General features: G+C 44.6%; 23 protein-coding genes. 4 read left to right on the forward strand and 19 right to left on the reverse strand.

The genetic code is table 11. The features are described 5' to 3' along the window. The first annotated feature begins 6 nt into the window (after positions 1-6). Both AC0KH7_RS08560 and AC0KH7_RS08565 read left to right on the forward strand, forming a co-directional pair. Positions 7-618, forward strand: a complete 612-nt coding sequence (locus AC0KH7_RS08560; RefSeq protein ID WP_472372541.1) for a hypothetical protein — start codon at positions 7-9, stop codon at positions 616-618. A 39-nt stretch (positions 619-657) separates the two neighbouring features. Beyond that, on the forward strand, positions 658-936 hold the full coding sequence (locus tag AC0KH7_RS08565) for a hypothetical protein (RefSeq protein WP_472372542.1): 279 nt from the start codon (positions 658-660) through the stop codon (positions 934-936). 8 nt (positions 937-944) lie between these two features. Here the strand turns inward: AC0KH7_RS08565 and AC0KH7_RS08570 are convergent, their stop codons facing one another. The 9 genes from AC0KH7_RS08570 to AC0KH7_RS08610 all read right to left on the reverse strand — a co-directional run bounded on the left by AC0KH7_RS08570 (position 945) and on the right by AC0KH7_RS08610 (position 9,737). Next, positions 945-1,331 (reverse strand): MerR family transcriptional regulator, encoded by a 387-nt coding sequence (locus AC0KH7_RS08570; protein WP_472372544.1) that lies wholly within the window; start codon positions 1,329-1,331, stop codon positions 945-947. After that, the gene (locus tag AC0KH7_RS08575) at positions 1,318-1,611 is read right to left on the reverse strand and encodes an integration host factor subunit alpha (RefSeq protein ID WP_472372545.1); all 294 of its coding nucleotides are present in this window, start codon (positions 1,609-1,611) and stop codon (positions 1,318-1,320) included. Before AC0KH7_RS08575 ends, AC0KH7_RS08570 begins: the two co-directional genes overlap by 14 nt. 78 nt (positions 1,612-1,689) lie before the next feature. Next, entirely contained in the window at positions 1,690-4,074 is a 2,385-nt protein-coding gene (gene pheT, locus AC0KH7_RS08580) for a phenylalanine--tRNA ligase subunit beta (RefSeq protein ID WP_472372547.1), read from the reverse strand. 29 nt (positions 4,075-4,103) lie between these two features. Beyond that, the gene (pheS, locus tag AC0KH7_RS08585; RefSeq protein ID WP_472372549.1) at positions 4,104-5,102 is read right to left on the reverse strand and encodes a phenylalanine--tRNA ligase subunit alpha; all 999 of its coding nucleotides are present in this window, start codon (positions 5,100-5,102) and stop codon (positions 4,104-4,106) included. Between the two features lie 233 nt (positions 5,103-5,335). After that, entirely contained in the window at positions 5,336-5,692 is a 357-nt protein-coding gene (rplT, locus tag AC0KH7_RS08590) for a 50S ribosomal protein L20 (RefSeq protein WP_472372551.1), read from the reverse strand. Positions 5,693-5,704: 12 nt separating this feature from the next. After that, a complete protein-coding gene (rpmI, locus tag AC0KH7_RS08595) occupies positions 5,705-5,902 on the reverse strand; it encodes a 50S ribosomal protein L35 (RefSeq protein ID WP_011371086.1) in 198 nt (65 codons plus the stop codon). A gap of 243 nt (positions 5,903-6,145) precedes the next feature. Continuing rightward, positions 6,146-6,697 (reverse strand): translation initiation factor IF-3, encoded by a 552-nt coding sequence (infC, locus tag AC0KH7_RS08600; RefSeq protein ID WP_472366819.1) that lies wholly within the window; start codon positions 6,695-6,697, stop codon positions 6,146-6,148. A 35-nt stretch (positions 6,698-6,732) separates the two neighbouring features. After that, positions 6,733-8,661 carry a threonine--tRNA ligase gene (thrS, locus tag AC0KH7_RS08605; protein ID WP_472372553.1) on the reverse strand — a complete coding sequence of 643 codons (1,929 nt, stop codon included), beginning with the start codon at positions 8,659-8,661 and terminating at the stop codon, positions 6,733-6,735. A gap of 419 nt (positions 8,662-9,080) precedes the next feature. Continuing rightward, complete coding sequence (locus AC0KH7_RS08610; RefSeq protein ID WP_472372555.1) at positions 9,081-9,737, reverse strand: rhodanese-like domain-containing protein; 657 nt, start codon at positions 9,735-9,737, stop codon at positions 9,081-9,083. A 321-nt stretch (positions 9,738-10,058) separates the two neighbouring features. On the opposite strand from AC0KH7_RS08610, the gene AC0KH7_RS08615 reads away from it, so the two are divergent. After that, positions 10,059-10,706, forward strand: coding sequence for a protein-L-isoaspartate O-methyltransferase family protein (locus AC0KH7_RS08615; protein WP_472372557.1), 648 nt, complete (start codon positions 10,059-10,061; stop codon positions 10,704-10,706). A gap of 23 nt (positions 10,707-10,729) precedes the next feature. Here AC0KH7_RS08615 and AC0KH7_RS08620 read toward each other — a convergent pair whose 3' ends face one another. The 4 genes from AC0KH7_RS08620 to AC0KH7_RS08635 all read right to left on the reverse strand — a co-directional run bounded on the left by AC0KH7_RS08620 (position 10,730) and on the right by AC0KH7_RS08635 (position 15,314). After that, positions 10,730-11,590, reverse strand: a complete 861-nt coding sequence (locus AC0KH7_RS08620) for a DNA ligase (RefSeq protein WP_472372559.1) — start codon at positions 11,588-11,590, stop codon at positions 10,730-10,732. A 12-nt stretch (positions 11,591-11,602) separates the two neighbouring features. Then, a complete protein-coding gene (locus tag AC0KH7_RS08625) occupies positions 11,603-11,866 on the reverse strand; it encodes a ComEA family DNA-binding protein (RefSeq protein ID WP_472372561.1) in 264 nt (87 codons plus the stop codon). Positions 11,867-12,013: 147 nt separating this feature from the next. Further along, entirely contained in the window at positions 12,014-13,807 is a 1,794-nt protein-coding gene (locus AC0KH7_RS08630; RefSeq protein ID WP_472372563.1) for a choice-of-anchor I family protein, read from the reverse strand. A 214-nt stretch (positions 13,808-14,021) separates the two neighbouring features. Further along, positions 14,022-15,314 carry a Wzz/FepE/Etk N-terminal domain-containing protein gene (locus tag AC0KH7_RS08635; protein WP_472372565.1) on the reverse strand — a complete coding sequence of 431 codons (1,293 nt, stop codon included), beginning with the start codon at positions 15,312-15,314 and terminating at the stop codon, positions 14,022-14,024. 450 nt (positions 15,315-15,764) lie between these two features. Between AC0KH7_RS08635 and AC0KH7_RS08640 the strand changes: the two genes are divergently transcribed. Then, on the forward strand, positions 15,765-17,162 hold the full coding sequence (locus AC0KH7_RS08640) for an undecaprenyl-phosphate glucose phosphotransferase (RefSeq protein ID WP_472372567.1): 1,398 nt from the start codon (positions 15,765-15,767) through the stop codon (positions 17,160-17,162). Between the two features lie 22 nt (positions 17,163-17,184). On the opposite strand, the gene AC0KH7_RS08645 is transcribed toward AC0KH7_RS08640, so the two are convergent. From AC0KH7_RS08645 to AC0KH7_RS08670, 6 genes are all read right to left on the reverse strand, one after another. Further along, the gene (locus AC0KH7_RS08645) at positions 17,185-18,531 is read right to left on the reverse strand and encodes a phosphohexomutase domain-containing protein (protein ID WP_472372569.1); all 1,347 of its coding nucleotides are present in this window, start codon (positions 18,529-18,531) and stop codon (positions 17,185-17,187) included. A gap of 69 nt (positions 18,532-18,600) precedes the next feature. Further along, on the reverse strand, positions 18,601-19,986 hold the full coding sequence (locus tag AC0KH7_RS08650) for a mannose-1-phosphate guanylyltransferase/mannose-6-phosphate isomerase (protein WP_472372571.1): 1,386 nt from the start codon (positions 19,984-19,986) through the stop codon (positions 18,601-18,603). Beyond that, on the reverse strand, positions 19,986-20,852 hold the full coding sequence (locus AC0KH7_RS08655) for a GDP-mannose 4,6-dehydratase (protein ID WP_472372573.1): 867 nt from the start codon (positions 20,850-20,852) through the stop codon (positions 19,986-19,988). The genes AC0KH7_RS08650 and AC0KH7_RS08655 overlap by 1 nt, the downstream gene beginning before the upstream one ends. Then, the gene (gene gmd, locus AC0KH7_RS08660) at positions 20,830-21,864 is read right to left on the reverse strand and encodes a GDP-mannose 4,6-dehydratase (RefSeq protein WP_472372575.1); all 1,035 of its coding nucleotides are present in this window, start codon (positions 21,862-21,864) and stop codon (positions 20,830-20,832) included. Before gmd ends, AC0KH7_RS08655 begins: the two co-directional genes overlap by 23 nt. Continuing rightward, positions 21,861-22,997 carry a glycosyltransferase family 4 protein gene (locus tag AC0KH7_RS08665; RefSeq protein WP_472372577.1) on the reverse strand — a complete coding sequence of 379 codons (1,137 nt, stop codon included), beginning with the start codon at positions 22,995-22,997 and terminating at the stop codon, positions 21,861-21,863. Before AC0KH7_RS08665 ends, gmd begins: the two co-directional genes overlap by 4 nt. Next, positions 22,975-24,189 carry an O-antigen polymerase gene (locus AC0KH7_RS08670; RefSeq protein WP_472372579.1) on the reverse strand — a complete coding sequence of 405 codons (1,215 nt, stop codon included), beginning with the start codon at positions 24,187-24,189 and terminating at the stop codon, positions 22,975-22,977. The genes AC0KH7_RS08665 and AC0KH7_RS08670 overlap by 23 nt, the downstream gene beginning before the upstream one ends. Positions 24,190-24,227: the final 38 nt, after the last annotated feature.

Consider the following 24,227-nt stretch of genomic DNA (forward strand, 5'->3'; position numbering starts at 1 on the left):
AACCCTATGGAAACGAGTGAAAACAACCTACCCGACGCGTCACAAGAAGACATGACGCTCGAGCCTCGAACGCCAACCGCGGAAGAAATGCTGGACCGCTTGCACGCCGTTAACCTGGACGACTTTGACCTTCAAACCATCACCGATGAACTGAAAGGCAACAATGCCTGGCTATTTGTGCTGACCATGCCCATTACGGCGATTTTACTGGTTGTTTTTACCTTACTCGGCACCTTTATGACCGGTTACTTTATTCTGAGTTTTATCGTCTCTGCGGGGATTTTATTCGTGATTGGGAAAATGATTGATCAATACGAACAGAAATTCCGGCATCAAGCCCGCCTAGAAGTGATGCGACGCATCAAGGAAGCTGAAACCGAAGAAGGGCTTGTGCCTCATTTTAAAGATTTTCTACCCAAAAAATACCGCCACCTCTGGCAGAGTCTTAAAAAACAGAATTACATCTACATCGAACAATACATTGCCGCCATCACACTCTTGCAACAACGCTTGGACAGTGATAAATTCATTCGTATATGGCGACTCAAACACCCTGAAACCGCTCCCGATGATGAGGCAATGGAAGACGACTATTACGTCAGCGACTCAACGCAGTAACATACTTAAATAACGCCCATAATACTTAAGAGGCCATAAATGCACCTACCCACTCGCCCTATCCAACCGGATGATCACGTTCTCATTGCACTTGGACCAAACGGACACCCGACCTTTAAAACCATTCACCCCAGTGAGCATTACCTCAATCACTTAGGGCACCACATGGTCAACTGCAAAAAATCTCAGTACGAAACTCACATGGTGGTATCGTCCCACAATGTGTTTACCTTAACGAATCCAGATTACCGCTTCGACGAAGCACTGGATCAGATTATTCGGAATTTGATTTTGGACCGATACCCGAAAAGTATCTAAAGACACGCTTAATAGCGTTGACTGAGATAGCGCTGAAATTCTTTTAATTCCGAACGCATTTGCTGAAGCAACCCCATCGCATTTTCAGCCTCTCCCTTGAGGTCGACATCCAATACATCGGATTTACTTAATCGGGCTTTTGCGCCCGGGATAGTGAACCCCTGTTCATGCAACAGGGATTTAATTTCGATCACGACTTCGACATCGCGCTTTTGATAGTAACGACGACCACGGCGTTTACTGGGCTGCAACTGTGGAAACACCTGCTCCCAATACCGCAAAACATGCGATTTCAACTGGCAGAACTCGCTCACTTCCCCGATCGTGAAATATTTCTTATCGGGTAAATCGATCTCCAGCTGCTTCGGATTTTCCGTCGACTTAGGCTTTACCATGGTTATCTATCTGAGCTCGTAATTTTTGACCGGGTTTGAATGTCACCACACGGCGTGCGGAAATCGGTACATCTTCACCGGTCCGTGGATTTCGACCAGGCCTGGCGCTTTTGTCTTTTAATTCAAAGTTACCAAACCCGGAAAGCTTGATCTGTTCACCCTTCACCAGGATATCCGACATTTCATCGTAAAACTGCTCGACTAAATCTTTCGATTCACGCTTATTGAACCCGAATTTCTCGGATAAGGTTTCCGCAAGATCTGCTTTGGTCAATGCCATGTCTTTTCCTCTCAATACAATACGTCAATTAAACCTTTTCAAGGCCGTTAATTCAACTTTTATTCGATTCATCGTCCATTATTGCCGTAATTCGGCCTGGACGTTTTCTTTTGCCATTTCAATTACTTGAGAAACCAGCGCATCGACTTCTTCATCTTGAAGGGTGCGTTCTTGGTGCTGAATCTTCAGTGTCAATGCAACACTTTTATAACCATCATCCACCCCTTGTCCGCGGTAAATATCAAAGACTTCAATCCCCGTTAAGAGATCGGATTTGACCAAATGGATGGCGTCCAACAACGCACGCATCGGCAAGTCTTCCGTCACGACAAACGCCAGATCACGTTGCACTTCCGGGAACTTGGAAACCGGCTTGGCTTGTGGCACCTGCGCTTTGGAAATCGCATCCAAACGCAATTCGAACACATACACCTTGCCGGATACGCCGGTTGGCTTCAACAAACTTGGATGCAACTGCCCCATAACACCAACGGTACGACCGTCTTTGACAATTGCGGCCGATTGGCCAGGGTGCAGCATCGGGTATTCTCGGGCCTCAAAACGTACCTTATCGAGAACGTGGCTCATTTCCAACAAGGTTTCCACATCGCCTTTCAAGTCAAAGAAATCGGCCGCACGGTTATCACCCGCCCAGTTTTGTGGATTCACATCACCGACAATCGCTCCGCCAATCATCGGGGTTTGCAAGGTTTCACCATCCTGACGGTTAAACACCAAGCCGGACTCAAAAATGCGAATGCGGTTTTGCTGGCGCTTCTGATTGTAAGAAATCGTCTGCAACAGCCCTGGAAATAGCGTCGTGCGCATGGCTTTCATATCGTCTGAAATCGGGTTTTGCAAACAAATGGCCGGGCTGTCCGGTACCAACTTGGCCTGCAATACTTCATCCACAAACGAATAGGTCACCACTTCAAAATAACCTCGGTTCACCAGCGCCTTACGAATAACATATAATTCCTGTTCCGCTTCAGGAAGCGCCGGCAAGCGCATGGGCGCCTCCACCTCGGTATCCGGTAAATTGTTGTAACCGTATACACGGCCGACTTCTTCTATCAAATCGGCTTCGATTTCCATGTCAAAACGATACGTTGGTGCCGTCATCTCCCAACCGCCGTCAATCGCCTTCACATCAAAGTTTAAGCGCTCGAAAATCGCTTCGATTTCAGCGTTGAGTAAATCAACACCCAACAGTTTCGCCACACGCTCCGGCCGCAGTACAATCGGCGCAGGGCTTGGCAAATTTTCGGCGGAAACCGTCGAAGACACTTCCGAAACCTGCCCCCCGGCAATATCGGTAATCAACTGCAAGGCTCTTTCCAAAGCACGTTCCGGCAAATAGGCATCCACGCCTCGCTCGAAACGGTGGGACGAATCGGTATGCAAACCGTATTGACGTGCTTTTCCGATAATGGTCAACGGTGCAAAATGCGCGCATTCCAGAAAAATCCGCTGTGTCGTGTCCGATACGGCCGTTGAGTGACCGCCCATAATACCCGCCAACGCAATGGCGCCGGAATCATCGGCAATCACCAAGGTGTCGTCTTGCAGCGTCAGCTCTTTTTCATCCAGCGTCACCAACGTTTCACCCGATTGTGCATAACGGACTTGAATATCCCCTTGCAGTTTATCCGCATCAAACGCATGCATCGGCTGTCCCAATTCCAACAACACATAATTGGTCACATCCACCAAAAAGGTTTTCGGTGAAACGCCACCGCGTTCCAGGCGCTGCTTCATCCAAAGCGGTGTTTCGGCCTGCGGATTCAAGCCGTCCACCACGCACCCAAGATATTTCGGGCAGGCTTGAGCTTGTTCGACCACAACACCTTGTGAACAAGCGCCGTGTTTCGCCACTTCCTGGCTTTCAAACGGAGCTTTGAAAGGCGTATTACTGATGGCCGCAATATCACGAGCCACACCTTCCACACTCAAGCAATCCGCTCGATTCGGCGTTAGGTCCACATCAATGACGTGATCGTCCAAATTCAAATACTCACGAATATCTTGGCCAACCGGCGCCGCTTCCGGCAGCACATACAGGCCATCCACACCATCATCCGGCAAGCCAATTTCGGTGGCCCCGCATAGCATGCCGTGTGATGGCACACCGCGCAACTTGGCCTTTTTGATTTTGAAATCGCCCGGTAACACGGCACCGACTTTCGCACAACAGGCTTTCATACCGGCCACCACATTGGGTGCGCCGCAGACGATTTGCAGGTTTTCTTCTTCGCCGACATCCACCTGGGTGACATTCAACTTATCGGCGTCCGGGTGCTTTTCCACCAACACCACATGACCCACAACAACATTTGAAAAATCGGGAGCCACCGGCTCCACGCCATCCACTTCCAGGCCGGCCAAACTCAATTCTTCCGCTAAGGTTTGAGAATCCCATTCCGGGTTCGTCCACTCTCTTAACCAACTTTCACTTACTTTCATAATGCTTATCTTCTCATCAGGCCTGGTGATTATTTAAACTGTTTCAAAAAACGAAGGTCATTCTCAAAGAACTGGCGCAAATCCGTCACGCCATAACGTAACATCGCTAAGCGCTCCACACCTAATCCGAACGCAAACCCGGAATACTGCTCGGCATCCACATCGACGTTTTTCAATACATTCGGGTGTACCATGCCGCATCCCAAGACTTCGATCCAACGGCCGTCACCGAATAAATTCGTGGCAATGTCCACTTCTGCGGACGGCTCCGTAAACGGGAAATAAGACGGACGGAAGCGCACTTTAAGATTTTCGTCTTCAAAGAACTGGCGTAGAAATTCGATAATCAGCGTGCGCAACTGCGCAAAACTAGCATTTTCTTCAATGACCAACCCTTCCACTTGATGGAACATCGGCGTGTGCGTCTGATCGGAATCGCAACGATACACTCGCCCTGGCGCAATAATACGCATCGGTGCATCTTTGTTTTCCATGGTTCGAATCTGCACGCCCGAGGTGTGCGTTCTCAGAACGGTTTTCTCATCGAAATAAAAGGTATCGTGCATCGCACGCGCCGGATGCGTTTCAGGAATATTCAAAGCTTCGAAGTTGTGCCAATCGTCTTCGATTTCCGGCCCGGTTTCAACATCGAATCCGGCCTTGGAAAAAATCGTTTCAATGCGGCGCAAGGTACGTGTAACCGGGTGCAGCCCGCCCATATCCAAACCACGGCCCGGCAGGGAGACATCGATGGTTTCGCTGGCTAGCTGGGCATCCAGAATCGCCTTTTCCAGCTCCGCTTTTTTTTCGTTCAAAAAGCCTTGTACGGCTTGCTTGGCTTCGTTAATCACCTGCCCCGCTTTGGGTCTTTCCTCAGCGGAAAGCTGCCCCAGCGTTTTCATCATGGCGGTCAGTTCACCTTTTTTCCCAAGGTATTGGACGCGAATTTCGTCCAAGTGCATCAATTCGGAAACGGAATGAATCGTTTCCTTAGCTTGCGACACTATCTGCTGCAGTTTTTCTTGCATGATCTAAACGACCTTTAAAAATAAAAAATGAGGAATGTCTGTTGTTCGCGCCGTCTTCCCGGCGGTTAATGCATCACGCTTATTTCAGCTATCAAAACAAGGTGAGGGGGTTTATTTTTAAACTCATTCACCGGTACGTTATATCGAGTTATATCGAAAGACAACTGAGCTTAAAAATAAAAAAGGAGCTTATTAAAAGCCCCTTTAAATGGGTTCCGTAGGAACCTCTATCGTTATGCCAAGGCCGCTTTTGCTTTTTCAACAATGGCGGAAAACGCTTCTGCGTCATGGATAGCGATATCGGATAGCACTTTACGATCCACTTCGATTCCCGCTTTGTTCAAACCGGAAATGAAACGGCTGTAAGTCATACCATTGATACGTGCCGCGGCATTGATACGTGCAATCCACAAACGACGGAATTGGCGTTTCTTCTGACGACGGTCACGGTAAGCATATTGACCCGCTTTGATTACTGCCTGCTTGGCCACACGGAAAATCTTTTTACGAGCTCCGTAATAACCTTTTGCTTGCTTTAATACTTTATTGTGTCTCTTGCGTGCAATCACGCCTCTTTTAACTCTTGCCATGGGTCAACCTCCTTATGCGTACGGTAGCATGCGGCGAACCATTGCCACATCGTTATCATGAATCATGCTTGCAGCACGTAAATGACGTTTACGCTTAGTCGACTTCTTGGTCAAGATGTGACGAAGATGCGATTGTTTGCACTTAAAACGGCCGGAGCCGGTTTTTTTAAAGCGCTTTTGAGCACTTTTATTTGTTTTCATCTTAGGCATGGCTAAAACTCCAATTGCCGATATTCCAGCGAGCCGGAATACCATCAGTTTTTAGAATGTTCGGTACCTTTGGTACCGAGCGCATAACAATAAACAGCACTGAAGAGCTGCACCGGTAACCACGTTTTACACGCCGCCCCAGTTATTGTTTTAAGGTTCCCTTTTTACACTTGTGGGAGCAAGCTTCTATCGAAAAGCCTTCAACTCAGAGAGCCGAAGTTTTCCATAAACTCTTTGCCGACGTTATTTTTTAATGGGCGCGACCATCATTTGTAATTGACGACCTTCCATTTTCGGCATCTGCTCAACGGTGGCGATATCCTGAATATCATCGCGCACACGTTCCAACATTCGCATGCCCAGCTCTTTGTGGGTAATCTCTCGACCACGGAACCAGATGGTGACCTTGACGCGGTCGCCTTTTTCCAGGAACTTCGTCAGGTTTCGCATTTTCACCTGATAGTCCCCTTCTTCCGTTCCAGGGCGGAATTTCACTTCCTTGACCTGAACCTGCTTTTGTTTTTTCTTAGCTTCGTGCTTTTTCTTTTGTTGCTGATAAACGTATTTACCATAGTCCATGATGCGGCAAACAGGTGGGCTGGATTTTGCGGAAATTTCCACCAAATCCAATTCAGCGTCACGGGCGATTTCTAGAGCTTCTTCAATAGAAACAACGCCTCGTTGTTCGCCTTCCGCATCAATTAAGCGGACTTCTTTTGCCGTAATTCTGTCGTTAATGTTGTCTTTAGGCGCCTCTGGTTGCTGCGGCCTACCACGACCTCTTCTAACTGCGATAGCAATATCTCCTCAATAAACTATATTCTGTAAAACTAAGATTCAACAACACGACCCAGGTGTGAAATATCATCTACAAGCAGGTTGAGCAGTTCTTCAAACGAGAAACTTCCCAGGTTTTCACCGCCACGGGCACGCACGTTTACGGTACCGTTTTCCATTTCTTGATCCCCAACAACGAGGATATACGGCACACGTTGCAAAGTGTGTTCGCGAATTTTAAACCCAACCTTCTCATTTCTCAAGTCTGTTTCGACTCTAAACCCATGTTTTTTCAATTTTTTAGCAAAATCGGCCACATAATCATTGTGGACTTCGGCAATGGAGGCCATCACCATTTGCACCGGCGCCAGCCAGGTTGGGAACTTACCTTCATAGTGTTCAACCAAAATACCGACAAAACGTTCCAGCGACCCGAGAATCGCACGGTGAATCATGACCGGGTGATGTTTTTCGTTATCTGGTCCAATGTAAACGGCATTCAAACGTTCAGCCTGCGTCATCGAGAAATCCAGCTGAATGGTGCCGCACTGCCAGACTCGACCGATACAATCTTTTAACTGAAATTCGATCTTAGGACCATAAAAAGCACCTTCACCCGGCTGCAAAGCATATTCCAAACCAGCGTCTTTAAGGGTCTGTTCCAGCGCCTCTTCGGCCGCATCCCAAACCTCATCGGACCCCACGCGCTGCTCAGGACGCGTCGAAAACTTCACTTGAATATTATCAAACCCAAAATCCGCATAAGTCGTAAAGACCAAATCAATACAGGCCTGCACTTCTTGTTTGATTTGCTCCGGCATACAGAAAATATGTGCATCATCCTGGGTAAAAGAGCGCACACGCATCAAACCGTGCAAGGTACCAGACGGCTCATTACGATGCACCAAACCGAACTCGGCCAAACGAATCGGCAAGTCACGGTAACTGCTCAAATTATGGTTGTACACCTGAATGTGTCCCGGACAGTTCATCGGCTTAACGGCATAATCACGGTTTTCGGTTTCCGTGGTGAACATATTGTCCTTAAATTTGTCCCAGTGGCCGGATTTTTCCCACAAGGAGCGGTCCATAATTAATGGCGTGCGGATTTCATGGTAATCGTTTTCACGAAGCTGTTCACGCATATAATCTTCCACGATGCGGTACAGGGTCGAACCTTTCGGGTGCCAGAACGCCATGCCCGGTGCCAACTCATCCACATGGAATAAATCCAACTGTTTCCCCAACTTACGATGATCGCGCTTTTCCGCTTCTTCCATCATCGCCAGGTAATCTTTCAATTCTTTTTTATCGGCAAACGCCACACCGTAAATACGTTGCAACATTTTATTGTCCGAATCGCCACGCCAGTAGGCACCAGCAACGTGTGTCAGCTTAAACGCTTTGATAAAGCCCATATTTGGCACGTGCGGGCCTCGGCACATGTCGATGTATTCCTGATGATAATAAAAACCGAACTCGGTCTCTTCCGGCATATCTTCAATCAGCTCGACTTTATAATCTTCGCCGCGCTCTCTAAAAATCGCCAGCGCCTCATCACGCGGCGTCATTTTCTTAATAACTTCGTATTTGGTTTTAGCCAACTCCGCCATACGCTTTTCAATTTTTGATAAATCTTCCGGCGTAATCTTTTCTTCCAGATCGATGTCGTAATAAAAACCGTTTTCGACAATCGGGCCGATCGCCATCTTGGCCGACGGATAAAGCTGCTTCAAGGCATGCCCCAATAAGTGGGCACAGGAATGGCGCATAATGTGCAAACCATCCTCATCTTTCAGAGTGATTATCTGCAGATCGGCATCTTCCGTAATCAAATCACACGCATCTTTCAGCTGACCATTCACACGACCGGCCACCGTCGCCTTGGCCAACCCCGTCCCGATATCGGACGCAACTTGCATGACAGTAACGGCATCTTCAAACGCTCTTTTCGAGCCATCCGGCAAGGTAATGATAGGCATGATTCAATCTCTTTAAAAATTTATTCAACTATTCGGTACAAAAATTCGATACAACGTTCTAAAGGCGCTGACGACAAAGACTGAGGGCTGATTTCCCGAAGAAAAGTCAATCCGCGACAAAGCGGACGATTATAACACGAAGGATTACGTTTTAGCAGATTAAAATGAAAAATAACCACTAATGTGTGTTCGAGGCAAACAATGCGTTCACCTCGATAAATCAAGGCCTTAGAAGCGTTGAGGTTATTCAAATAGAGAGCTTTGCATGAGTGGGACGCGAGGAAAAAATGAGATAAAATTTTTCTGAATTAGGCGGAAAACGAAGCTAATAGCGGGCTATTAACAAGTTTTTCAACGACATTCAGGAAGATTTTAGCCATTTTTAGCCGTGAATCCATCTCGTGTTAAGCTCTCAAATATTAAGGCGAGGTCGTCGTGGTGAGGCCCAACGCATTCCAAGCCTGCATACCACCCCGATACCAATAGATTTTATCGGCCGGATAGCCCATATTCACCAACGCCTTGATATTGGTCGGCGACTGGCCGCACCAAGGACCGTTACAGAACATCACCAAGGTTTTCGCATTGGAAAAATCCCAAATACCGTCATCCACTTTGGCACCAAAACGGCTGGTCAGCAAATCTTCCACAACAAAAGGCTGATAGGAGGAAGACTCTGGATACAATTGCGTCCACGGAATATTGATGGCACTTGGAATCGAGCCTTTTCGCACCCAATCCGGGGTACGCGAATCAATAATCAAAATGTTCTTATCGCCATCAGAACGGGCTTTGAGGAACTTCAACATTTCAATTTCGCCAATCGTATGTACACCGGGCAACAACTGCATCGGTTGCACACAAAACGGCGGACAAGGCCGAGAGGTTAGAGCGTAATCATCAACAATCTTGTTATTCACGTCCTGATTACGTTTGATCACATATTTTTTACCGTTATCCATCACCGTAATGGATGCCAAGTCTTTGGTGATATTAACTTTCTGTTCAGCCGAATAAGCCAACGTCGAGCTAAGAGAGAAGACCAAGACGGCCGTAAGAAACGATTTCGCAAACATGATACACCTCCTGTTCCAAAACAGATTACATCCGCTGCAACTCAACCTTAACAACCTACTCGCACGCTGTCAAAAAAACCTAGCTCAAAACAAGGTTATTTCACAATCTTTTCACAAATACGGCCAGGCCTGGGCATTTCCGTCATTTCAAAAATGACGTGGTGAGCACTGGCTTACTGGATTCGCTGTTTTTTCCAAAAAATTCCGCTATAATTAAGCGCCCATTTTGAGACGGCCGAATTACCCCAAAACGAAAAAGCGGGTAAAGACAATCAATAACAACCTCGTACTCAACGGAACCAGAACAAAAGGAACAACGCCATGAACTTCGAACAAGCGCGCTTTAACATGGTCGAACAACAAATCCGCCCTTGGGATGTACTCGACCCGAAAATACTGGACTTGTTCATGTCAACACCGCGCCACGAGTTTGTGGCCGAATCACAGCAAGCATTGGCCTACAGCGACATCGAATTGCCGATTGGCGAAGATCAAACCATGTTGCCGCCACGTGTCGAAGCCCGTTTGCTGCAAGCACTGGATCCAGCCGAAGACGAAACCGTCCTGGAGATTGGCACGGGTTCCGGTTACACCACCGCCCTGTTGGCTAAAGCCGCGAAAAGCGTCACCACCGTAGAGCTCTTCCCAAGCTTACAAAAAACGGCTCAGCAACGCTTGACCGAATTCGACAACATTACTTTCAAACAAGGCGACGCCAGCCAAGGTTGGGACGATGGCCAATCCTACGACGTCATTTTCCTGACCGGCGCCGTAGCCGAATTGCCGGACAGTTACAAACAGCAACTGAACCTGGGCGGTCGCCTCGTCGCCGTCCAAGGTGAAAAACCCACTATGACGGCCGAAGTCTTAACCCGCATCAGCGAAACAGAATGGGAAACGGAAGTATTGTTTGAAACCGTCTTGCCTTACTTGGTCAATGCCGAACCGAAATCGCATTTCTCTCTTTAATCAAACAAGAAAAAGCCCCTCCTTCACTGCAAATCCCGGTCGGTGCGAACCCGTAAAAAGACCGGGAAACGGGGCTTACCGGACTGAGTCAAACCATAATACTTAAACGTCACCCACGTATTGAGCGTTGGCGGATTTTCACGCTCCGGAACACTTAGGCCAGACCCCAGTTTAATTTGCTGCCCTTGCCAATCACACACCAAAGACCCCACCAAGCCTTTAAAACGACCCTTGCCCGGCGTATAGCCAACCACTTGGCACTCGTCATCCCAATAGGTTTTCACCTTCAATGCCGTTTGCGTTCGGCCAGTCACATAAGCTTGTGAAGCCTGGCGCAAAACCAACCCTTCGGCTCCCTTCTTAACCAATCGCTCAAGCATTTCCTCCACTTGAGCCGTGGTTTCAACCGGTATTTGAGGGATCAGCCTCACCTGCGGTAAAGGCTGCTTTTTCAGATAGGCTTTCAATACCGCAAGCCGTTCCAGCAAACCGCCCGGCTGATTCGGCACATCAAACACTTGATACGTGATTTGCTTCCATCGATTATCCGGTTCTTGCTTGCGCACAATGGAAACGATGTTTTCAAAGTCCTGGCGCTTGGTCCAAAGTTCACCGTCCAATTCAAACTTCGGAAAGCCTTTCAAAAACCACCCTGGAGCATGAATCACCTGACCGCCGCGCGATAACAACTGCTGACCATCCCAGTAAGCCCGAACGCCATCCAGCTTTTCACTCATCAGCCAACCTCGAACGTCGACTTTACCCGGATCATACACCTTAGGTAAAAAAAGGTCAGGACTGTCTTCTGAGTTGGCCGTCGGAAAAACCAGCAAACCACTGCACAAACAAAAAAGGAGGCCAAGCCTCCTGATTATTAGATTCATCTGCTGTCTCGATTATTTCTTATCCGACAACAAAATATCGCTCTTATTCTTCTCAAGCGTTTTGGCGCCAATGCCTTTGACATTCGCCAGTTCATCCACGGACTTAAATCCGCCATGCGCTTTACGGTATTCAACAATCGCCTGCGCCTTTACTTCACCCACACCACTCAAAGCATCGGCAATTTCACTCGCCGAAGCGCTGTTGACATTCACCGGTGCCGCCATAACGTAGGAAGCAAAAAACAAACTGAAAACAAGTGCAACTAATCTAATCATCGTTATCATCCTTTTAATCTTACACATTAAAAATTACGCATTAAAGCGCAATAAAAATAATAACGTAAAAATACTTAAAACACAAAACCCCGCATTACGGGGTTTTGTGTTGTTTTCGACAACGTAGCAAACTTAAAAAAACGTCAATCAGTCAGACAACGTCGTCAGTTTGACCTCATAAATCGCCGTCGTACCGCTGACTTCGTTGCCAACGATCAAGTACGGCTTTCCTGAGCCGCTATCCGATGCTGAAACAAACTTAAAACCTTCTGGCCCTAAATCGCCTGCATCCACACTGTATGTCGAACCGGAATTATCGTCAGGATCAACGGAAAGATCCCGATCATTGATATATTGAACATATTGTGGCGCGTAAGGGTTGGACACATCATAAACCATAATGCCCCCCATTCGCTCCAAACCGATGAATGCATAGGTATGACCATTAACCTGCCCTACCGTAATCGCCTCCGGCTCTGGACCTTTATTATCGGAACGATCATCCCCGGCATTTTCGGCATTATCGTTATTGAAATCATCACCATAACGTAAGGCCGTCAAACGTTCAAAATCGCTACCAGAGTCAAACACCTGCTCGCCGGTTTCGGCATCCCAAATCGTAAAAGATCTAGCACCATAAGCGTATAGTTTTTCGAAATCCGTGCCACCGTTTTGAACAACGCTGGTATGGTAAGAAAATTTCAAACGTCTTAACTCATCGTCATCGCCAAACCCGCCGTTATCCGAAGACGTCATATTCGAATCCAGGGTGACGTTATCGGAATCGTAATAATCCTTAGCCGAAAACGCATCAACACAGTTATCCGAACTGTCGAAATAATAACCCGCCGCTTCGCAAGCCGCCTGATCCGTTACGTTTTCCAACCAATCCTGGCGATCATCCCCCTCGTTGGCGGTTAATAAATAGGTTTTGCCATTGTAAGTCATGGACGTAATGGAATCCGGCATATACATTCCCATCACCGGCCAGTTCTGAATATGAACACCGTCCTTCTGACTGGCATCTAATTCATTGCCGGGAATCGAATGGTCTTTAAATCCTAAGCCGATAATTTTATCAACCGAGCTATCATTTAAATTAATCACCGCAACCGCATTGGATTCCTGCAAGGTCACATACGCCTTCGAATTATCAGCTGCCACCGAAATATACTCTGGCTCAAAACTCTGGGCCACCGTCGCTTTATTATCCAAAGTTGTCGCGCTGAAACCATCCAACACCATTTTATCGGTCGGCAATTCACTATTTCGAGAGCCACCGACATTGAAATCGGTAAAACCAATGTTGGTCACGGAATAGTCACTCATGGAAACCACGCTGACCGACCCTTCCGGATCCACGGAATAATCACTGTTCGGCTCGCCTTCATTGGCCACCAACACCTTCGAACCATCCGGTGTAAACGTTACCATATCCGGCAAGGCCCCCACTTGGACGGCACGGGCATAAGACAAATCAGCCGTATTCAAAAAAACCACCCAACCATCATTGGTTTTAGGATTCGCCTGCACCGCCACAGCCGCATAGTCTCCATAAACCGAAATACTGTTCGCGGCTCCCACTTCGGAAGTGGCTGAAACAATCGCGTTATCAACCAACATTTGGGCCAGATCCAAACTGCCATATAAAGCCGGTTGCGCCGACATCAAATCCGAAAATACGTCCACTCGCCCACTGTCGGCATTGACCACAAAAATACGATTGTGGTGCTTATCATAGTCGACAATTTCCGCCGCACTAACATCAAAGCCCTGAGAAGCCGTACGACCAACACGCTCCAACCCAACCACTTGGCTGGATGCATCTTTTCCATCCACTCCATCGGAACCGTCATCGCTACTGCCTCCGCAGCCACTCAAAGAAAGTGTTGATACCGTAAATACCAACCCCATTGCCACACTCAGTTTATTCAGAGTCATAATACCCTCTCGGTTTATGTTATTGATCAAATTTAAAATTCGAATCCAATCCTATAAACTTCGAAGCGCTCTTTAATGACACCTTCTTGATAGATTCATGACGTTCAAATGACCATCCAACGAAACATGAATGAAAAGACATAGATAAGAGGCATAAAAAAAGAGGCCAAAGCCTCCTTTTTATAATTACCTACCAACCATAGAGAGTTAAATCTTATGTGACCATCGCCTCACGGCGCTTTTTAACCGCACGACGAATCAGCGCAATGAATACACCCAACATCAACCCCAACACACCGGCCACGGCCAAAATCAATGCTTTTTTGGGTTTTACCGGCTTAAAAGGTTTGCTTGGCGGTTCAACAATTCTTGTAACGTCAAAATCGGCCTTTTTCACTTTATCCTCAGCTTCTTGAAGCTTTTCAATTTCAACCTTTAAGTTTCTCAAAGATTTAGAAAACGGTAAGTTGTTCTGGCGTTGTTTCAATGTATTAATACGATGGTTAACCTCTAAAGCTTTCAACTTTTGTTTCAAATCCGCCAACCCAGAAATATAAGCATCATCGCTTTTACGATTCTGTAAGTTTTTAATTTCTGCCGCCAATATTTCCGTTCCTAACCAATAACGTGATGGATTGGCATTATTTATCACCAACTCTGTTCTTGAACTACCGGAATTGCGTTTATAGTCCAAAGGATCGATTGGCTGATGAATCCCCAATTTTTTGGCCAAGGCATAATCCGCTTGCAAGCGTTCGATCTGAAATTCTCTTTGAAGCTTAACCTTTTCTTTTAACAAACGAATTTGTTCATTAATTTCCGCCTTCGATTGCAAATCCTTTTCTGTTAAAGCTGAAATCTCCGCTTCAATTTCCGCATTGATACGATTATCCTCAATCTGATAATCTTTATTTTTTTGTTTTATTTTCTCTTCAATCGTTAGAATAATATTATCTTTAATATCCTGCTTTGTGCTCGATAAAACCCTATCTAAATAAAGAGAAGCCAATAAATAAGCCTCTTCCGCCCCTTTTCCAGAAACCACAACCGACGACAATAGAGAATCTCCAACCAACGTCTTCTTTTTACTCTCAACAGGCAGGTTTACTGCAACTTGCTTTTCTAAATCGGCACGGATTGCAGACACATTCGCGCCCTTAGCATACAAGAGTCTCACTTTGTCATTTTGACTCAACCATAAAATATTTTCTGGGGACACTAGGTTTTGCGAAAAGTTTTGATATACATCTTGCGGCGATTCAGACACGACCCCTGGAAAGTTCAAAGTCGCCACATCCTTTTCATAAGGCGGCAAAAAGGCCATAGACACCTCATACGTTTTAGGCCCCAAAAAAGCCCAAACAGCGCCCAAACCAATAAAAGCCAACGTAATGCCGACAATTGTCTTTTTTTCCGCCACTAAGCTATTCCATAGCTCAAATAAATCTATCTCGTCATCTGCAGGATAATAATCTTCATTCAATGCCTGAGCGGGGTGTTTTGCCATTGCCAAACCTCATTTTTAAATATTCATTTAACTGTGCAAAAGTATATCAATTTTGGCCAGGCCTGGGCATTTTTACGACAAGCTTTTGACAAAGAACCAATTCGAACTGTCATCGCGAGGAGCGTACGGCGTGACAATCTTGACCATGCCTGTACTCAAGGGACAAAGAGGACAAACGTTAAAGCCAGTCCCCATCTGTGCACGGCATTCCTCCCACCAATGCTTTATACGCGAAAACCCTAACTTTACAATAGGTTTATCCGCCCGATTAAAGTATAATTCTCTCAGGAGAACTTCAAAGTAGCCATCGATCCATTGGGTCCGATCCATTGGGTCGATTTTACAGTTTATCTTTACTTTGACATTAGGAGCATTCCCCACGGATGGGCGCAACAAGCACTTGCGTAAATGTTGTGTTAAAAAATAAACAAACCAAAAGTTGTACCGCCTATGCTAAACGCCATTAAACCCGACCATTCCGGTTTTGTTTGGATTCACCGCGTCATTGACGCCTTCCTACCTATCGGGTTACTACTAGCACTCACCCAGCTTCAAAACATTCCATGGCATGACCGCTACTTAACCATGGGGTTATTAGGCGGGTTTATTTTTGTCATCGCCAGCCAAATGGTCGGCGTTTATCGCAGTTGGCGAGGTCGGTCCCTGTTTGCCAGCGCCAAACTCATTTTAAACGCGTGGTTGTTGACTTGGGCCACACTGATCGTAATTGCTTTTTTGTATAAAGACAGCGAAAACTTCTCACGCCTGGCCGTCACCCTTTGGGCCATCATCACACCAATCATTTTAATCGGCTACCGCGTCGCATTGCGAGCAATCTTGGCCAAATATCGTATGCACGGCAATAACACCAAAACCATTGCCATTATCGGCGCGGGTAAAGTGGGCCAACATATTGCCAACATCATCCAAAACAACCCCTGGTTGGGCTATCGTGTATGTGCTTTTTATGACGACAACACAGAACTTCACGGCACCGAAATCAATGGCATTCCAGTCAAGGGATGCACCAATCAAATCGGTAACATCGTTAATCAAAATCACTACAGTGAAATTTATATTTGCCTACCCTTACGAGCCGAACAAAAAATCAAACAAATTCTTAACGAACTCACCGACACCACCAGCGTGGTGAAATTCGTACCAGACCTGTTCACTTTCGACCTCATGCATGCAAAAACCAGTGAGCTCAAAGGTATTCCGGTTTTCAGCGTGTACGACACGCCTCTCAGTTCGACCAGCAATCAAATCATTAAAAGACTAGAGGACGTTGTCTTCTCATTCATCATATTAATATTCATCAGCCCAATACTGCTATGGGTTGCCTTCATGGTTAAAAAAAGTTCCCCCGGCCCAGTTTTATTCAAACAAAAGCGCTATGGGCTTAATGGCAAAGAAATTAAGGTTTACAAGTTTCGCTCCATGACTACTCAAGACAATGGCGCCGTTATTAAGCAAGCCACACAAAATGATCCCAGAGTCACGCCTTTTGGTGCTTTTATTCGTCGTACAAGCTTGGATGAACTTCCTCAATTTATTAATGTATTGCAAGGAAAAATGAGCATTGTCGGCCCCAGACCTCATGCCGTAGCTCATAACGAAGAGTATCGGAGGCTTGTCCCCAAATATATGCAGCGCCATTTAGTGAAGCCAGGCATCACGGGCTGGGCACAAATCAATGGCTGGCGAGGTGAAACGGATACGTTAGAAAAAATGGAAAAACGAGTGCAATTTGATTTGCACTACATCAATAACTGGTCATTATGGCTGGATATCAGAATCATTATCCTGACGGTGTTCAAAGGTTTTGTAAACAAGAACGCCTATTAAACAATAGGCACTTTGAACATCATCAAACTAGTAGCTCCTCTATTTCTTTTACCTTGTTCCTGACAAGCTCTTCGCCCCCCTTACTTTCGACATTCAATCTCAGCAGTGGTTCGGTATTAGAAGCACGAATATTCATTCGCCAATGTCCGAAATCCAGGCTAATACCATCCGTCTTATCCACCAGAGGATTAAGGGAGGCAAAATGTTCCATTACTTTTTCCAAGACGACTGGCACATCTTGAACCTTATAATTAATCTCACCACTACACGGGTAAGCTTTCATGCGCTCACTGACCAACTCCGATAAAGGTTTTCCTGTGCTAGACATCAACTGCATAATCAATAACCACGGAATCATACCGGAGTCGCAATAAGCAAAATCTTTAAAGTAATGGTGAGCAGACATTTCACCGCCGTAAATAGCATCTTCCAAACGCATCCGCTCTTTAATAAACGCATGCCCTGTTTTCGATTGAATGGGTACACCACCTGCTTTCTCTACTTGGTCAATCGTATTCCAAGTTAAACGCGGATCATGAATGACTTTGCCCCCTGGCTGTTTGTCCAGCAACGTTTCAGCCAACAATCCAACCAAATAATAACCCTCGATAAACTCACCATTTTCATCAAAGAGAAAACATCGATCAAAATCGCCATCCCAGGCAATACCTAAATCCGCATTATGTTCTTTCACAGCATTTGAAGTAATGGAGCGCATTTCTGGCAATAATGGATTTGGCACTCCGTTAGGAAAGTTACCATCGGGTGTGTCGTTTACAAACACACAGTCAAACGGTAACTTCTCAGCAATTTGTTTAATTACGGCCCCTGCAGAACCGTTTCCTGCATCCATCACCAATTTAAGCGACTTTAAAACTGACATATCTACATAAGACATTAAATGCTGAATATAGGCAGACTTTTCCGGTTGAAAATCCACCAGGCCTGGTGATTTCTCTCTATTAAACGCTTCATCTAAAACCCGCTGTTCAATCGCTTTTAAACCAGAATCGCCGGAAATCGGTTTTGCCCCTTTGCCAACCAACTTCATGCCGTTATAGCCCTTTGGATTATGGCTGGCGGTAATCATAATCCCACCATCCAACTTTCGATGAAACGTAGCGAAATACACTTCTTCCGTACCACACAAACCAATATCCACAACATTCGCGCCAGCTTCAGTCAAGCCCTTTTTTAAAGCCGCTGCCAGGCCTTCACTTTCCAACCGGATATCATAACCCACGGCCACAGAGCTCGCATTTAACTCTTCCACAAATGCTCGGCCAACTTTGTAAGCCAGTTCTTCATTCAACTCTTCCGGCACCTTGCCACGAACGTCATAAGCTTTAAAACACGATAATTTATTCATACTCTCTTCCATAAAAATGCCAGCATTTTGCTGGCACTTAAATTAATCACACCAATTCCATTGCTTACATCAACGTCCATAAACATCTTCAATACGAACAATATCATCTTCGCAGGTATACTCACCGACCTGAACCTCCACCATTACCAGGTCAATTTTTCCGCTATTTTCCAAGCGATGCACTTGGCCCATTTGAATATAAGTTGATTCATTCGGGCGAACTAAAAAACATTCCTCATCCACTGTCACAGTCGCTGTTCCAGACACAACCACCCAATGCTCATTACGATGAAAATGTTTCTGTAAAGATAGCCGCTGCCCCGGCTTCACCACAATGCGCTTGACCTTATACTGATCGGAATCGACCAATACTTCATAAGTACCCCAAGGTCGATGGGCCAGACGATGCACCTCGGCCAACTCCGGTTGTAATTTTTTGATTTCCGCCACAACCTGTTTCACTTTCTGAGAACTGCCTTTTTTAGAAATCAAAATCGCATCTGACGTATCGACCACCAATAAATCTTCCACATCCACCAACGCAATTTGACGATCTCGTGACACCACCAAATTATCCTTAGCATCCACACTAATGACATCCGGCGCATTATCCGAACGCGCCAAAACCGCATTATCCAGGCCTGGTTGTTTTACCTCATCATACAACGCATCAAAACTACCCAAATCCGACCACCCCATATCACACGGCACCACCTTTACCTTATCGGACTTTTCCATCACCGCGTAGTCAATAGAATCTTCAGGAATCGCCTGCATCGCTTCAAAGTCAATTCGGATTTCCGAACAATCCTGCTGTTTCGGCAATGCTACGCGACAGGCTTCCAACATCTCCGGTGAATATTTTTCAAGCTCTTTCAGCAGAACGCCCGCCTTAAAGCAAAACATACCGGAGTTCCAATAGTAATTACCTTGCTCTATGTAAGATTGGGCCGTCTCAACATCCGGTTTTTCTTTAAAAGAAAGTACATCGTGATCCGATGCTTCAATATAACCAAACCCTGTTTCGGCATAAGTTGGCTGAATGCCAAAGGTTACCAAACTACCCGCCTCGGCTAACTCTTTTGCCTTCAATACGGCCTTCTCATATGCGGCCTGATCTTTTACCAAATGATCTGATGTCGTAACCAAAACCACATCATCCTCATCCAATAACATACACGCTAAAGCTATCGCAGGTGCCGTATTCCGGCCAATTGGCTCAAGAAGAAATTGCGCCGCATGCTCACTAACTTGTTGATATTGGTCAACGGCAAGAAAGTATTGGTCGATATTAGATACGATTAAACTGTGGGAACAGATTAGGGCGTTTCGTTTTACGGTCTGCTGAAACAAGGATTCGTTATCGAATAAACGGACAAATTGCTTTGGCAACATGGCGCGACTCAAAGGCCACAAACGCGTACCCGACCCACCTGACAAAAGAATATTAATCATTACTTAGCTCCATACATCCAGCGTAAAGTATCCTCGATACCATATTTAAAATCAGGCTGAATCAAATCATTTAATTGCGACACATCGCCAGACAAATCCTTTATTTCATTAGCACGCACAAAAGCAGGATTTACCTTTACTTGCATTTTATAACCAGCAATCTGATCCATTAACGTCATAATGCGCATCAAACTAATCGTTCTACCAGAGCAAACATTTACAGTAACGCCGGACTTTTCAGCCAATAACAAATCATGGTATATGCAACATATATCACGAACATCATTAAACTCACGCGAAACATCCAAGTTTCCTAGCTCAATTTCAGTTTTTCCCTCTTGGTAAGCTTTCACAATCTTAGGAATTAAAAAATGCTCAGCATGACCAATACCGGTGTAATTAAATGGACGAGTAATAACCAACGGCAACTTATCCAGATAGTTCTGCGACATATGCTCCATAGCCAGCTTACTGCAACCATAATGGCTCACTGGTTTAGGGCACAATGCTTCAGAAAGTACAGAACCAATAACATTGCCATAAACCGTTGCACTACTGGCAATAACGACTTTTTGCACAGGTTTATCAAGCTGGCATAAAGCATCTAATAAATTTAATGTACCGACCACATTGACTCGATAAATCAAATCCGCGTCCGCTTCTGCCGCAAAAGATATACCCGCCAAATGAATGACATAATCAGGCGAGCAAGACGCTACTTCAGAGAATACCGAATCTCGATCCGTCAAATCACTTTTTAAGCCCACAACCTCGAAACCGGCCTGGGCTAAAAAAGCTGCTAAATGATGACCAGTAAAACCCTCTAACCCGGTTATTAAAACTTTAGAATGAGAAGCCGACTTCATTTCGTCTCAAATCTTCTTTTACCATCATTACACAAAGCTCCTCAAGAGAAGTCTTTGGTTCCCAGCCAAGTTCACGCTTTGCTTTTTCTGGATTACCAATCAACAAATCAACTTCCGCTGGACGATAAAACTTGGGATTAACTCGAACAACAGTTTTGCCACTAGCCTTATCAACCCCAATCTCGTTTTCAGCTTCACCTTTAAACTCAAGTTCAATATCAACGGCTTTAAAAGCTAAGCGTACAAAATCACGTACTGTCTCTGTCCGATTGGTTGCTAAAACATATGTACCAGGCTTATCCGCTTGAAGCATTAAATACATACCCTCAACATATTCTTTAGCATACCCCCAATCTCGCTTGGCATCCATATTGCCCAGCTCTAAACAATCCAGTTTGCCGAGTTTAATTTTTGCCACCGAATCGGTGATTTTACGAGTGACAAACTCACGCCCACGCAAGGGAGATTCATGATTAAATAATATGCCGCTAGAGCCAAAAATGCCATACGACTCTCGGTAGTTAATCGTCATCCAATGCGCATACAGCTTGGCAACACCATAAGGACTACGAGGATAAAAAGGCGTGGATTCGACCTGAGGAATTTCCTGCACCTCACCAAACATTTCAGAAGTGGAAGCTTGGTAAAACTTAATCTTAGGGTTAAAAATACGAATCGCTTCTAACAAGTGCACCGCGCCCAAACCGGTAATATGCGCTGTGGCTAGTGGTTGTTCAAACGAAACACCAACAAAACTTTGTGCCGCCAAATTATAAATTTCATCCGGCTGTATGTCAGATACCATACGAATCGAGTTAGAAGCATCGGTTAAATCATATTCAATCAAATGTAAATTAGGATGATTCTGAATCCCTAACTCCTCGATCCGCCAAAAGTTAACCGAAGCCGTACGGCGAAAAGTGCCATAAACCGCATAACCTTTCTCTAACAACAACTCGGCCAGATATGCCCCATCTTGACCTGTAATCCCAGTTACTATTGCTTTTTTCATAAGTTTTCTGTCCACTCTTTATATTCTTTTTCTACAAAGTCTTTAAATTCTTGTCTAAAACGCGCGTCTCTGAAACGCTCAGCATTTTCCACGCAATGCTCTGGTCGAATTTTGTAACCATCTAACTCAAAAGTCTCAATCGATTGTGCTAATGCATCGACGGTTTGCTCTCTAAAAAACACACCCGTTGGTTTTTCAGAATCCAAACCCACAATCGTTTCTAAAGCACCGCCTTTGCCAAATGCAATAACGGGCGTTCCACTCGCTTGCGCTTCTAAAGGTGCAATACCAAAATCTTCTTCTGCAGCAAAAATAAACGCCTTAGCTTTAGCTAAATGGCTTTTTAAAACATCAAATTTTTGATACCCAAGCAAAGTGACATTATCGCCCGCTAAGGCCTGTATCTTTTTAAAGTCGGGCCCATCACCAATCACCACCAATTTTTTATCAGGCAGTTTTTTTGAAAAAGTCTCAACGATCAAGTCGATTTTTTTATAAGGCACCATTCTGGAAGACGTAAAATAAAAATCTTCATTCGTGACATCAATCGCTACAAAATCATCAACGTAAACGGGCGGATAAATAGTGACTGAATCACGACGATACACTTTGTTTATTCTCCGCCCTATAAAATCGGAAATAGCAATGAATTGATCCACGCCATTAACAGTACGTAAATCCCACAATCGCATTTTGTGCAGCAACCACTTGGCCAGCCAGCCTTTTAATCCCTTATCTAATCCTGACTCACGTAAATATTGATGCTGCAAATCCCACGCATAGCGAATAGGTGAATAACACATACAAATATGCAATTGATCGGGACCTGTAATTACGCCTTTAGCTACAGCATGAGAAGAAGAAATAATCAAGTCATATTCGGAAAGATCAAACTGTTCAACCGCCAAGGGCATAAGCGGTAAATAATTTCTATACTTGGATTTTGCCTTTGGCCACTTTTGGATAAAAGATGTATTTACCGACTTGTTCAAAATAAAGTCTCGCTCACCCTCATCTAGAAAATCAACCGTACTGAACAAATCGGCTTCAGGGTAAACTTTCAATATCTGCTCTAGTACTCTTTCCGCACCGGCATAGGTTACTAGCCAGTCATGAATTATTGCGATGCGCATCTAATAAAACCTTAACTATTATAAATAATGTATAAAATAAAAAAAATGACGACAATAAATAAACCCCTTTTCCTGTTGAAATGAAATTTATCGACAAGGAAAAGGATATAATTAAAAATAGATGTGCATAAACTGGGAATAACAGCCATTTAAATTTAAATCGCCTATTCATAATAAAAGAAGCTAAAGCCCCTAAAAAAAAAGATGGAATAATACCCATAAATCCGAAATCATAAAATAAATTCCCCCACAGGGTACTATAAACACCTTCTCTTAAAACATTACATGTATTCTCTCCACTAATACCAATATAACTTAAAAACTTAACAACCACTCCAAATGTACTCGAACCGGCGCAATAGGTAAAAGCATTGTAATTATCCACTACAAAAAATAATTCAAAAATCGAATGAGATAAATATTGCAATAAATTTATAAAACCAACAATAAGAAAAAATAAAAACATGCTAATGCTTTCAACTTCATCGAGCCAATAACCGTAGCCACTAGCCATAGGTACGAAATAGGCATAACCAGAAAGAGTTGCCGATTCACCGACACTCATACCAATTACTTCAGCCCTAATCGAAAAAACATAACCGAAAAAAACCAGAAACAAGACTACTAAAGCAAGGCCTGTTTTTTTTATAAAAAAACTAAACTTAATATACTCAAACATATATAAATAAAACAAAACAAAAAACATTGCTATAAATACAAATATTCTTGCACCAAGCAATATAGATACACCTATTTCAAAAATTAAAGGAAAGAATATTAATAAGGAACGGACAGCTCTAAAACTTAGTACTTTAGTTTTTAACATTAAAAAATATAGAAAAGGTAATATGAATGCTACTGGATAGAAAAAAGCCGAGATAACTCCAAAAGGTGTAGGGGCCGTTTCCATCAAAGTTAACCGATTAAATGAAAAGCTAGCAAATAAATCGAAGCCTCTATAATAGAATATATCGATAACATGTAGAAGCACGCCAACATAAGCAAGAACTATTGCTAATCTCAAAGCCAATTTAACATCCCTTTCATCTATAGATAAAACTTCATAACGTACAATCTTAAAGTGAAAGTCAAATAGGCTATAACCAACAGTAAGCGAAAAAATCGCAGATGCCAGATAGAAAACAGCCAACGATGAAGGCACATACCATACATCTAATGGAAGAGTAATCAAACCGAATCCTATAATTGATAAAACCAATGGAATGAACA

It is taken from the genome of Hydrogenovibrio sp., assembly GCF_965140365.1.
Taxonomy (GTDB): domain Bacteria; phylum Pseudomonadota; class Gammaproteobacteria; order Thiomicrospirales; family Thiomicrospiraceae; genus Hydrogenovibrio.